Genomic DNA, 11,879 nt, shown 5'->3' with positions numbered 1-11,879 from the left:
TAACAATGACAACCCCTAAAATACTAATTATTGAAGATGAAGAAAATATTGCTGAGGTACTGATTGCGTATTGCAAGCAACAGGGTTATGCCACAGAACACTTTAATCGAGGTAGCGGCGTGGTTAGCTTTGTAAAGCATAATCATGTTGACTTAATACTACTAGATTTAATGCTGCCCGAAGTTGATGGTATTACGGTTTGTAAACAAATAAGAATGTTCTCGAATGTACCTATTATTATGGTAACCGCTAAAATCGAAGAAGTAGATCGCTTACGCGGATTAAACCTCGGCGCAGACGATTATATATGTAAGCCGTTTAGTCCCAAAGAAGTTATAGCCAGAATACAGGCGGTGTTAAGGCGAGTAACTGAGCCTAAAACGAATGTTATATATCAGGCCGGTTTTGAGCTTTATAAAGATGATTATATTGCTTTATTCAATGGCGATGATATCGGTTTTACCGCCGTGGAATTCAAAATATTTCTGCTTTTTATAAGTCACGTAGGGCGCGTATTTACTCGCGAAGATATTATAGATAAAATCTATAATCACTCCTCAGATATGTCAGATCGCAATATTGATACACATATCAAAAATATACGTAAAAAAATAAATAAAGTTGAAGCTGGATTAAACCCTATTTCAGCTGTTTATGGTGTCGGATATAAATTTACATATACGTTATAAAGTTTATAGTTGTGCAGTTCAATTAGCGGTTCGTCAGTATCCTCTGCTGACATTTTTTGAACATCAATTTCTAATCAATCCAACCCTTTAATAATTTTTAAAGATACCCTAAAAATGCTAGTTCAGTGTTGATCAATGGTTTTATTGTTCTTGTTACTTTAATAACATCCAATTAGTCAAAATCGCGCACCTGTTACATTGAATGTTACTAGTATTGAAGAAATTCATTAATTTATAAGATCGCCAAAATACCTTGGTGTACTTTATATTATTGATTGTTATTAAATTTTAGATTTTCTGAATGTTACTGGAAGAAAAAATGGTGGCCCGACCCTGACTTGAACAGGGGACCTGCCGATTATGAGTCGGATGCTCTAACCAACTGAGCTATCGGGCCATTTGAGGATGATTGGAAGTAGGTTTTCCAAATCGGTGCGCAGTATAAGCAGTTTTTTCGGTGTTGTCATTATTTTGTATGACAGATAATCCTGTTTGCTTAATATTTGTGCGTTTTGTTTGCGAATTGAGTAAAAGGTAACGGTTCAGTTACCTTTTACTGGGAATCACGCATTATTAATAGGGCAGAGGAATAGGATTATCGTTCAATACGGCATTTCCATCTTTAAGTGAGAAATGCAATAACAGCTTGTCATCTTTTTCCACAATAAAGCCTTGTAGCTTCAAACCTTCTATCATGTTGGGGACTTGCTGTGCTGCGATCAGCTCTATTTCTTGTTGCGACATTTCAGCTGTTTGCGGATTTAGTTGCAACTGATTGGTAACGTAGCGAGTGAATATAACGTTTGCTACATCTTTATCCATTTCTAATTCGGTTTCCGAGACTGTGTGGTCAATCCAAAATTTTGGGTTTGCGGTGGCATCCGGTAGGGCATCAATGCCAACTAATTGATTGTTACTAAAACCTGATATTGTTCCTTCGGGTAAATTGGCCGAGAGCTTACTGATATTAACCTGAGGGGCGCTCTGTAGCAGCGGCAATAGGCTATCGGTCATAAAGCTCATTGATTGCTGCCTCATTTCGATTTCGTCCATGCCAGACAAACTTTTAGCAAACTCTTGGTAGGCTTTGATGAATGGGATACTCAACCGGTTTGTTTCAACCTCTAATTGAATGTCTGTGACATCATAATCCATGGCTGAAATACTCTCGATTTCGAGGTTTTGAGCAACATCCATGAATTGCTCTTCTTCATTGATGTCGGTGGAGACCGAAAAAGATAGTTCATCTAATTCAAAAGATTGCTGAGATTCACCCACCGTCAAAACATTTAATTTATTAACGTTGACTTCGGCAGTCGATTCAAAAATCTCGCCACTCATTGCTGCGTATATTTCGCCATCGGACTCCATTGCAATATCAAAATCAACAATCTCGAATTTACCTTCGTCCGAAGTATACAAAAACGAACCCATTTCTCCTTCGTAAGAAAAACCGCCACTTGATTGCTCACCTTCTCCTTGATAACCAGAAAATACAACATTTTGATTATGATTCTCTTCCACAACTGAGAAGGGCACTATGTGATCTTCCATATCAAAGCCACCTAAAAGACCTTGACCAATAGTCAGATCGTAAAAATTGCTATTCTCTGGCCAATTTAGCTTAGTTCTTAATTCGTCACCTTTATAGAGCAACTCCAAATTGAATAAGCCAATGTCAAAACCATCGGTGAAAATAACAGGACCATGGTGGGAAATAAAGTCTACCAAGAATACGGGATTGCCTTGAGCCCAGGGTAAATCTGAATTTGCGCCTAATTGGGCAAATGAAATATTGACTTTAAGGATCCCATTGGAACTAAACCAGCCGTCATTTAATTCGACCATTTCAACGTTATAGCCATTTATTTTGTTGATTTCAGCAATATATTGCTCAATATTTCCTCTAACCTGTAAACTGAAGTATTTAGGTAAAATAAGTATGGCAGCCAAAATCAGTGAGAATACAATATAGCGTTTTTTCATTATTTGAAACGTCCTTGAAAAGCGTCGATAAACCATTAAACGGGTTTGGTTTTGAAAGTGAAGTAGAAGTGTTAGCCCTACCAATGTTGCTAAGAATTATGACACAGGGTTAGGGTCAATTAAACAAACTGCGAAGAGAGATTTGACCAACGTAAAATTTATCTAATAAACTAAATGTTGATATTCTGTTAAATCATCCCTTAGCTAAGTAGCGTGTTATGATCATAAAAAGTAGTAAATATGCTTGCAAGTCAATTAAATAGGGGTGCAAGCGAGCAAGAACTTTGTTACATTCAAATCATAGTTGCAGCTTTAGAATTTTTTTAATGGCGGTTCGTCATTGCGGAGACATTTATGACTGAAAAACCTTTCTTAGTCAGTGGTAGAAATACCATCATTCATAAGATAAGAAAATTGGATCTACTCATTCTTAATGGCGAAGAAAATCCGCCAGTACTCGTCACCCATAAAGCCTTGAAGAAATTCACTGGTAAGGTGCCAGAAAACAAACGCGAAGCAAAATTGCTAGATATCGAGATGGTGGATGTGACTGTCACGGATGTGTTTGGTGATGAAAAGACTTTGATTTTCGTACAAACCCTAAATGGTAAAGAGTATAAAATCGATTACAGTAAAATAGACTCGCCTTTGTTTATTAAAATTCACCAAGACAACGCGTTTTAGCCTATCTATCTGAGTGGCCTTTGTTGGCCGCTTTGCTTGGTTTTTTATGTTGTAAATTTATATATTCCTCCGATAGTTTTAATCTATTCTTGTCTGCTTCATTTCACCAGCCAACTATTTCCTTAATTGGTCTTTTTTCCCTTCACTGCTGTAAATTCAATTTTGCCTGTATGTAACAAAGCGTGTTCAAGTTAGGTTAGTTAACCATTTTCCACGACAGTCCATCGCGCTTTTTTAGCGGCTTATCGCTTGGTCTCATCTAACTGTAACTTAGCGATATTTGCTGTGCGAAACCTCTTTTTACTCTTACGTTTAATATCAAGTCTGCTTTGTTTCTAGAGCAATTGGGAGTTGGCAATAAGGTGGATGTTAGCCTGAATAGTCTTTATTTAGGCACTCATTAAAATTAATCGATGGTGGAACTGAAATGAAAATTCTGAATAGCGTAAACAATAAAAAAGTCATGTTAATTGCAATTATGTTAGGCGCATTTGCAAGTAATTCTGCGTTCGCTGCTTCACATCTAACATCCTATCAACAAGCATCCTTAGTGAAAGTTTGCAAAGCGTTAAAAAGTGATAGCCGCATACAACTGCAAAAAGCAGTGAAGTCCAGCAACCTGAATTATAAGAAAGTGGCGAAAGGATTGATGTGCAATGGCCAATCAGCCCTTGAGTTTGCGGCCATGCATGACGCCCACGAAACCGCAGGATTTTTAGCCCGAAAAGTAAATGTTAATTACGACAAAATGTTAGCCAAAAGATAGCCCGTAGCACGGTATTTATGCGGTGGAGGATGTGCCTTGTAGGCGGTGGCTTTAGCCCCGCACCAATCATTGGCGTGAAGAAAACACATGGCCTAAAACCCCATGGCCTAAAGGCCATGCTACGGGTGCTGAATTAATAGGTAAATTAAATAAGGAGGTGTTTAACTCAAAATGGTGTGATTTCATCACAATTTTCTGTTAAACGGTGAATTGTGTGAAAAGATTAAAACGTCGGCGTAGTGAACCGATGAATATATGCTTTTGAAACTCATTTCTTAAACATGTATTAATTCCTGGAATAAATAGAGGCTGTTAGTTGCAAAACGCAGCCTCTTTTTTTGTCATCTATTGATTCAACAAAACAATAACTGAGCCATTGGCGATTTGTTTTCGTACTCACCCCTAGGTTTACAGCAAAAACCGCCCTAAAGACGGATTTTAATTGGTGTAATTTTCAAACACTGCTATTTATTAACATAAGGCATCTGATAAGCGGATGAATTTATTGCTTTTTTGTTGAAAAAATTTACCCTTAATGTGCCGCTTTGTCTTCCCGTGGCGTTTTTATTTGAATAGAGAATACGAATTAATATGTTTTCAGTGTTGATATGTGACGATTCTATGGTCGCACGCAAACAAGTTGCTAAGTGCCTTCCCCAAGATTGGCAGGTTGCGATTCATTTTGCTAAACACGGGAAAGAGGCAATTGCTGCAATCGAGGAGGGGAAAGGGCAGCTTATGTTTCTTGATCTCAATATGCCCGTACTGGACGGCTATGAAACCCTGAAAATGATCCACAAAAAGCAACTTAGTTCTAAGGTTATTGTGATTAGTGGTGATGTTCAGCCCACTGCCCACGAGAGAGTAAAAGCCTTGGGTGCTATCGAATTTATAGAAAAGCCAGTTAACCCTGATCGCATTCATGACGTGTTAGTGAAACACAAACTTATTGGCAAAGAGGTCCCCGAAAAGCAAATTCTAAGTAGTTCTTTAACCGCAGATATTCGAGACTGTTATCAAGAGATAACCAATATTGCCATGGGGCAGGCGGGCGATCATCTTGCACGAATGCTTAACGTATTTGTGAAACTGCCAATCCCCAATGTCAATCTAATTGAAGTGTCTGAGCTGCACATGATGCTGCAAGATATAGAAGATAAAGACTCTGTATCGGGTATTTGCCAAGGGTTCTTAGGTGCCGGAGTGTCGGGGGAAGCGCTGTTCATATTAAGTGATTCGAGCTTTGGTGATGTGGCTAAAATAATGGACATTACCGAGGAAGTCGACGATCAGGTACAACTTGAACTATTAATGGATGCCGCCAATATTTTAATTGGAACCTGTTTGAGAGGCTTTGCCACTCAACTTGATATACATTTTAGTCAGGGACATCCCATGGTGCTTGGACAACACCGAAGTGTTTCGGAACTGATTTCAAACAATAAAGCTAAATGGCGCAGAACCCTAGCTATTGAGCTTAGTTATGGGTTAGAGGGCTATAATGTGCAATGTGATTTAGTGTTGTTATTTACTGAAGAATCCATGCAAGTCATGAATTATAAACTGTCACACTTATTGGAGGAGTAATGGTGCCTCAACATGACGATATGGCGGAATTCCACTGGATGATGGATATGGTGCAAACCGTTGATGTTGGCATAGTGGTGCTAAATCAAAACTTTGAGGTGAAAGTATGGAATGCTTTCATGGAAAGTCATAGTGGCTTGTTACCCTCCCATGTACAAAATAGAAGCTTGTTCGAACTATTCCCCGACATAAACTCCCAATGGTTACGTCGTAAAACCCGCCCCGTGTTCGAATTAGGCACTCGCGCATTTATGACCTGGGAGCAGCGACCTTTTTTATTTAGATTTCCGAACTACCGCCCTATTACCGGGTGTGAAGACTTCATGTATCAAAATATCACCATCTCGCCATTATCGAGTGCCACGGGCCAAGTGACTACCATTTGTATGATGATTTACGATGTTACTGATGTGGCGGAGAATAAAAAAAGTTATGAAGCGCTGCAAGTGACGTTGAATGCATTGGAAGAAAAACTCAAACCCTGAGCATGTTGTTCACTCCCAGTGAATCTCATTTCACATCCTTTGGTATATAAATTGCTAAATTCTCCCTATGATGTAAGCGAATATTGATTTGCTTATCCACTAATAGTGAGCCGTCAATTATGGGGTTTTTCTTGAAACATACTTTATTTCGTAGACATAGCAACGTTCTGGTTGTAATCATTTTTGCCTTGATAATGACTGGGTGCTCAGGGAGTTCCCTTGATAGCGATACCGATCAACCCACCCCTGATGTGTTGGTAAATGCGGGTGCGAATCAGAGTGTCAATGAACAGAGCACTGTGGTGCTTAGCGCCACCGCACAAGGCACCACCGATACTTTAACCTACACTTGGAGTGCCTCACCCGCACTCACTATTACCCAAGAAGATGTGAACTCGTCTGCCGCCACTTTTGTTGCCCCCTCGACCACTGAAAATCTAACCTATGTGTTGACCTTAGTCGTAACAGATGAAAATGGAAATCAAGGCTCGGATACAGTTGAGTATGTAATCAATCCAGTTAATGAACAACCAAGCGCCTTAATAGAAGTACTTGATCCAGTCACCACAGGCAGCTATCCCGCTGGCATTGAAGTCACCCTAGATGGCAGCACCAGCAGTGATGTTGACCCTGCGGACAGCCTTGACCCAATAGCGGCATGGCGCTGGCAACAAACTGCCGGAGTTGAGGTGTTAGATAGTGTCAGTTTGGACGGAGATAGCATCGCTTTTATTACCCCAATTTTAGATGATGCCAATTCATTGAGCTTTGAATTAACGGTAACAGACCAGGAAGGGGCCCAAGACACCGCTACCATTACACTCAACGTATTAAGTGCCAGTCAAACTCAGCCGGTTGTGGATGCTGGCGTTGATCATCAGGTGTATTCAGGGGAAATTATTTTGCTAACAGGGGAAGCTAGCACCAGTATTCCTGAAGGACTGCCTTTGGTATACGACTGGTTAAATGATTCAGAGCTAGTACCAGATATTAATAATCGTAGTGCACAGCAAACCTATGCAGTTGCACCGCTAGTAACACAAACAGAGTTAATTACCTTTACCTTAGTGGTCACCGATAGTTTCGGCAATGAAGTAGAAGACAGCATTAACGTGCGCATCAAACCATTGCCCATTAGCAACTTGAATGATACTGGGGTGACTTTGCAAGCCTCAGTTAGTGAGAATGGCACCGGGCATCAGCCAGATTATCCAGGGCAAGATGGCCAACGGGGGCAAGATATTATTAGTGAAAATGGCTTGTTAGAAAAAGCGGGACGAGGTGAACAAGGCTTTGACTTCACTAAACTAGATGCCATTGGAGACGAACAAGACGAGACCAGCGAAGATTGGAGTTGTGTGCGCGACAATACCACCGGATTGGTATGGGAAGTGAAAACCGATGATAGCGAGTTACACGGTGCTGAGCATGCATTTAGCTGGTACCAGGGAGACCTTAACGGCGGCTACGAAGGGGCCGAGGGTAGTGCAGGGTTAACTTGTGACAACGACCAATGTGATACTGAGTCTTTTGTCGCTGCAGTGAATCAAGCAGGACTGTGTAACTTCTACGACTGGCGATTACCTACCCACAACGAATTGTTATCCTTGGTGCATTACGGCAATGTCACGGGGACAAAAATAGATGTAAATTATTTTCCTTACACTGACGATTTTGTGACCTCCCCCCTTTGGTATTGGACCAGCCAACCAAGTGCTGATGGCGTCTCAGATGATGCCTCGCAAACCGCATGGGCCATTGATTTCTCCACTGGCAACGATAACTTTTTAAATAAATCTACCTTAGGCAAAGTGCGCTTAGTACGAGGAGGACGTTAAGATGAAATTTACCCTATTTGCTTGTGCTATGTCGTTGTTAACAGGGATGGCAAGTGCGCAAACCTGTTTGTCTGATGCACCTGAAACTGCTTCTGAGACGCAATTCGTTGATAATGGCGATGGCACTGTGACCGACACCGATCACGACTTAATGTGGATGCAATGTAGCATAGGGCAAACTTGGGAAAACGGCAGTTGTACCGGTGATGCTGATGCCTTAACCTGGCAACAGGCCTTGCAGCAAGCCCACGGCTACGAGTTCGCCAGTTTAGACGGATGGCGATTGCCCAATGTCAAAGAACTGGCGAGCCTGACAGAAAGACAATGTGTGCGACCGGCCATTAATGAAACACGCTTTCCCAATACCCCGTCAGATGACTATTGGAGTTCCACACCTTCATTATCAGATCCGCAGCGGGCTTGGGTTGTGGCATTTTTTAATAGTAGTAATTCCATAAAACAAAAAGACCTGTTTGTGTTTGTTAGATTAGTGCGCACTGCCGATTAACTTATATTTTATTCGGCTTATCTATTCCCCACTTTTTTTCCAGCAAGTTTGGGTTCACAATAGCCTTAGATTATTTTAGGTGTGTATGAATGCGAGCTTTGCTGTTAACAATCTGTTTGATTTTTCCGCTGACCAGTTTTGCGGATCTCAAATGTGACATAGATCTCAAATACGGAGTGGTAGTAAACGAGCGCCAGATCCGTGTTGTGGATGATCACAACCGCACGGTTTATCAAATCAACGATACCAATCAATTAATTGTGTTAGGAGACGTTGTTCAACTGGCTGATGAACAGCAAAGGGAGCTAGAAGACTTCTCTACGGGTATTCATTATGTGGTGCCGAAAATGATTATTCTGGCTACCGAAGGGGTACAACTGGCTGTAGAAACCGTTGAACATGTTTACCAAGGCCTGGTTGGTGTCGATAATACAAATTACGAAGAAGTCCAATCGTCCCTACAGCGGGTGCAAAATCGAATTAAAGAAAGATTCATTCAAGCGAATGAAAATTTTTACATCGGCCCAGGACGCTTAGAAAATGTGAACGATTTAGTTGATGAAGAAATAGAAGCACAACTAGAAAAAGCATTTAACACCTCGTTAGGTGGCGTATTGTCGGCTATTGGCGGGTTAAGTGACGGAAGTGGCGAGGAAACTGAGCAAAAAGTGGATGATTTATCCCAACGTATTGAAGCAATGGGACAGGAGCTGGAAAGGCAAGTAGGCTCAAAAGCGCAATATTTGCGTAAAAAAGCCCACTGGTTTTGCAAAAAAATGAATCATCTAGACCGCATAGAAGAAGACTTACGGGCAAATGTTCCAGCACTTAGTGATATCAATGTCATCATTACTTCAAAAACCAAAACTTCAAATTAATCTTCTCCTACGTGTTTGTTAATTCAAACTAGGGTTTCTAACAGCGTATTCAGATAGCGCTTTCCTAATAAGGTTAATTGCCACGCATCTTGCGTCTCAGAAATTAATCCCTTGTGTAGCGCAATTTGCAAGTTTTGCTGTAAAGCTTTGCTAAGGGGTTGCCCTGTCAGCATTTCATAATCCTGTTTCGGACAAGCTTCCAGTAAGCGTAATCGATTCATAAAAAACTCAAAAGGTATATCCTCAGGGGGCACTTGCCAGCTTTTATAAGCATAATCTTTGCTTAAATCCATATAACCGCGAGGATGTTTCACTTTCTCCGTTCGCGTTATCTTTCCAGTTGCCGGATCACTAATTTTGCTATGGGCACCACAACCTATTCCTAAATAATCGCCGAAACGCCAATAGTTTAGATTATGCTGGCATTGCTGCCCGGGAAGGCTGTATGCACTAATTTCATATTGTTTATAGCCTGCCGCATCGAGTAAAACTTGCCCTTGCTCCTGGATATCCCACAGAATATCGTCATCGGGTAAAGTTGGCGGCTTGGAATGAAATTGCGTATTAGGCTCAATGGTCAATTGATACCATGATAGGTGCGGGGGCCGTTGTAAAATGGCTGTTTGCAAATCGCTCAAGGCATCCTCAATGGATTGATTAGGTAAGCCGTGCATCAAGTCTAAATTGAAGCTATTTAACCCAGCATTTCTGGCAAATTGTGCGGCGTTTAGGGCTTGGGAGTCATTATGTATACGTCCCAAGGCTAGGAGCTTTTCAGGCTGGAAACTCTGCACTCCAATGGAAATACGATTCACTCCAGCGTGACTAAAATCACTGAATTTTTGGCTTTCCACTGTGCCAGGGTTCGCTTCTAAGGTGATCTCTGCATCAGGGGCTAAATTTACCCGTTGCTTAACACCCGTTAACAGCGTACTTAGTGCGTCTGCACTGAGTAAACTCGGGGTTCCGCCACCAATAAAAATCGTATTTACCTGACGATCTTGCACCTGTTTTGCATCGAATTCAAGATCGGCCAATAGGTGCTGAACATATTCTTTTTCTGGAATCGCTTGTTTCATTCCATGGGAATTAAAATCACAGTATGGACATTTCTGAACACACCAGGGAATGTGAATATAAAGGGATAGCGGTGGCGCGATCAATCCATTAACCCAATTTTGTCTGACAAACTCTCCAATAGTTTCGCCATAGCTTTGCCACGGTGACTAAGTCGGTTTTTCACTTCCGCTGGCAGTTGGGCTGCGGTTTGATTTTGTGAAGACACCCAAAACACCGGATCATAGCCAAAGCCTTTTTCTCCGCGACGCACCTGACTAATATGGCCGTGCCATTCGCCTTGGCAAATTATTGGGGTTGGATCTTGTGCCGACTGCATAAATACAATGACGCATAAAAACCGCGCGGCGCGATTTTCATCTGCCACGCCCTGCATTTCAGTTAACAGCTTCTCAAGGTTTTGCTGATCGTCAGCGTCAACTCCCGCATATCGTGATGAATAGACGCCAGGGGCTCCCCCGAGGGCGTCTACGGCCAAACCTGAGTCATCTGCGATGGCTGGTAGTCCAGTTAATTTGGCAGCGTGCCGAGCCTTGATAATCGCGTTTTCCACGAAGGTAGTGCCCGTTTCTTCTGCTTCAGGCAGATCAAATTCACTTTGCGGCACTACTGTATAAGGGAAGTTCTCAAGCAGGCGTTCGAATTCCCTAACCTTACCTTTGTTACCCGTTGCTAACACCACTTTTTGCTTTTCATTAGACATCATTGTTACTCGTTTTATTCGTAGGCGAGGGGATCGGTTGCATTGTTGTGTGCAAAGGCTTCGAGTCGCTCCTGACAAGCGCCACATTTACCGCAGGCTTTTTCACGACCGTTATAACATGTCCATGTCTTGTTGTAGTCTAATCCCATTTTTAAACCGTCGGTGAGGATATCGGTTTTGCTAACATCTAAATAGGGGCAAGCAATTTCAACGGCTTCATAATTTGCAATGGCACATACGTCATTCATTCTGTGGACAAATTCGGGACGGCAATCGGGGTAAATCGCATGGTCACCTGAATGGGCACCATAAAATACTTTATTGGCTTCCAGAGAAACAGCGTATCCCACGGCCATCGACAATAAAATCATATTGCGATTAGGAACAACCGTGGTCTTCATGCTTTCTTGTTCATAATGGCCTTCGGGCACATCGATGTCTGAGGTTAAAGATGAACCACCAATTAGCTGGTTTATCGCGGATATATCGACGATTTTATGCGCTATGTTTAGCTCTTTACACACATTTGCCGCGTAAGTCAGCTCTTTATTATGACGCTGGCCGTAGTCGAAAGACAGGGCATAGACTTCATAACCTTCGCGTATGACTTTGTTAAGTACAGTGAAAGAATCCATCCCACCTGAAAAAATTACCACTACCTTTTGTGACATTTGCCTT

At 41.7% G+C, this 11,879-nt stretch carries 12 protein-coding genes and 1 tRNA gene; 8 read left to right on the top strand and 5 right to left on the bottom strand.

The features are described from left to right. Positions 1–5 precede the first annotated feature (5 nt). Positions 6–689 carry a response regulator gene (locus Q4574_RS01705; protein ID WP_303470731.1) on the top strand — a complete coding sequence of 228 codons (684 nt, stop codon included), beginning with the start codon at positions 6–8 and terminating at the stop codon, positions 687–689. Positions 690–1,009: 320 nt separating this feature from the next. Here Q4574_RS01705 and Q4574_RS01700 read toward each other — a convergent pair. Both Q4574_RS01700 and Q4574_RS01695 read right to left on the bottom strand, forming a co-directional pair. After that, positions 1,010–1,086 (bottom strand) — tRNA-Ile (locus Q4574_RS01700). 176 nt (positions 1,087–1,262) lie between these two features. Further along, the gene (locus Q4574_RS01695; protein WP_303470729.1) at positions 1,263–2,675 is read right to left on the bottom strand and encodes a YdgA family protein; all 1,413 of its coding nucleotides are present in this window, start codon (positions 2,673–2,675) and stop codon (positions 1,263–1,265) included. A gap of 354 nt (positions 2,676–3,029) precedes the next feature. Here Q4574_RS01695 and Q4574_RS01690 point away from each other — a divergent pair, with 354 nt between their 5' ends. The 7 genes from Q4574_RS01690 (at position 3,030) to Q4574_RS01660 (ending at position 9,421) form a co-directional block, all read left to right on the top strand. After that, positions 3,030–3,359 (top strand): hypothetical protein, encoded by a 330-nt coding sequence (locus tag Q4574_RS01690; protein WP_303470727.1) that lies wholly within the window; start codon positions 3,030–3,032, stop codon positions 3,357–3,359. 427 nt (positions 3,360–3,786) lie between these two features. Further along, on the top strand, positions 3,787–4,125 hold the full coding sequence (locus Q4574_RS01685; protein WP_303470726.1) for a DUF3718 domain-containing protein: 339 nt from the start codon (positions 3,787–3,789) through the stop codon (positions 4,123–4,125). 591 nt (positions 4,126–4,716) lie between these two features. Further along, on the top strand, positions 4,717–5,712 hold the full coding sequence (locus tag Q4574_RS01680) for a response regulator (RefSeq protein WP_303470724.1): 996 nt from the start codon (positions 4,717–4,719) through the stop codon (positions 5,710–5,712). A gap of 2 nt (positions 5,713–5,714) precedes the next feature. Then, on the top strand, positions 5,715–6,197 hold the full coding sequence (locus tag Q4574_RS01675) for a PAS domain-containing protein (RefSeq protein WP_303470842.1): 483 nt from the start codon (positions 5,715–5,717) through the stop codon (positions 6,195–6,197). Between the two features lie 131 nt (positions 6,198–6,328). Beyond that, a complete protein-coding gene (locus tag Q4574_RS01670) occupies positions 6,329–8,035 on the top strand; it encodes a DUF1566 domain-containing protein (protein ID WP_303470722.1) in 1,707 nt (568 codons plus the stop codon). A 1-nt stretch (position 8,036) separates the two neighbouring features. Continuing rightward, on the top strand, positions 8,037–8,543 hold the full coding sequence (locus Q4574_RS01665; protein WP_303470721.1) for a DUF1566 domain-containing protein: 507 nt from the start codon (positions 8,037–8,039) through the stop codon (positions 8,541–8,543). An 89-nt stretch (positions 8,544–8,632) separates the two neighbouring features. Then, positions 8,633–9,421 carry a DUF2884 family protein gene (locus Q4574_RS01660; RefSeq protein ID WP_303470719.1) on the top strand — a complete coding sequence of 263 codons (789 nt, stop codon included), beginning with the start codon at positions 8,633–8,635 and terminating at the stop codon, positions 9,419–9,421. A 23-nt stretch (positions 9,422–9,444) separates the two neighbouring features. Here the strand turns inward: Q4574_RS01660 and hemW are convergent, their stop codons facing one another. From hemW to queC, 3 genes are read right to left on the bottom strand one after another with little or no spacing between them, the layout of a single operon-like run. Beyond that, positions 9,445–10,584, bottom strand: a complete 1,140-nt coding sequence (gene hemW / locus Q4574_RS01655; RefSeq protein ID WP_303470717.1) for a radical SAM family heme chaperone HemW — start codon at positions 10,582–10,584, stop codon at positions 9,445–9,447. Further along, positions 10,581–11,201 (bottom strand): XTP/dITP diphosphatase, encoded by a 621-nt coding sequence (locus Q4574_RS01650; RefSeq protein ID WP_303470840.1) that lies wholly within the window; start codon positions 11,199–11,201, stop codon positions 10,581–10,583. Before Q4574_RS01650 ends, hemW begins: the two co-directional genes overlap by 4 nt. Before the next feature lie 14 nt (positions 11,202–11,215). After that, positions 11,216–11,872 (bottom strand): 7-cyano-7-deazaguanine synthase QueC, encoded by a 657-nt coding sequence (queC, locus tag Q4574_RS01645; protein ID WP_303470715.1) that lies wholly within the window; start codon positions 11,870–11,872, stop codon positions 11,216–11,218. Between the last annotated feature and the right edge of the window lie 7 nt (positions 11,873–11,879).

It is taken from the genome of Aliiglaciecola sp. 3_MG-2023 (assembly GCF_030548205.1).
Taxonomy (GTDB): domain Bacteria; phylum Pseudomonadota; class Gammaproteobacteria; order Enterobacterales; family Alteromonadaceae; genus Aliiglaciecola.
The sequence above is the reverse complement of the archived record's forward strand: the minus strand, read 5'-3'. Positions and strand labels throughout refer to the sequence as shown.

Coding starts and splice junctions, on each gene's coding strand:
- Q4574_RS01685 (WP_303470726.1), top strand. CDS start 3,787: ATGAAAATTCTGAATAGCGTAAACAATAAAAAAGTCATGTTAATTGCA.
- Q4574_RS01695 (WP_303470729.1), bottom strand. CDS start 2,675: ATGAAAAAACGCTATATTGTATTCTCACTGATTTTGGCTGCCATACTT.
- Q4574_RS01680 (WP_303470724.1), top strand. CDS start 4,717: ATGTTTTCAGTGTTGATATGTGACGATTCTATGGTCGCACGCAAACAA.
- Q4574_RS01690 (WP_303470727.1), top strand. CDS start 3,030: ATGACTGAAAAACCTTTCTTAGTCAGTGGTAGAAATACCATCATTCAT.
- Q4574_RS01650 (WP_303470840.1), bottom strand. CDS start 11,201: ATGTCTAATGAAAAGCAAAAAGTGGTGTTAGCAACGGGTAACAAAGGT.
- Q4574_RS01705 (WP_303470731.1), top strand. CDS start 6: ATGACAACCCCTAAAATACTAATTATTGAAGATGAAGAAAATATTGCT.
- queC (WP_303470715.1), bottom strand. CDS start 11,872: ATGTCACAAAAGGTAGTGGTAATTTTTTCAGGTGGGATGGATTCTTTC.
- Q4574_RS01660 (WP_303470719.1), top strand. CDS start 8,633: ATGCGAGCTTTGCTGTTAACAATCTGTTTGATTTTTCCGCTGACCAGT.
- Q4574_RS01665 (WP_303470721.1), top strand. CDS start 8,037: ATGAAATTTACCCTATTTGCTTGTGCTATGTCGTTGTTAACAGGGATG.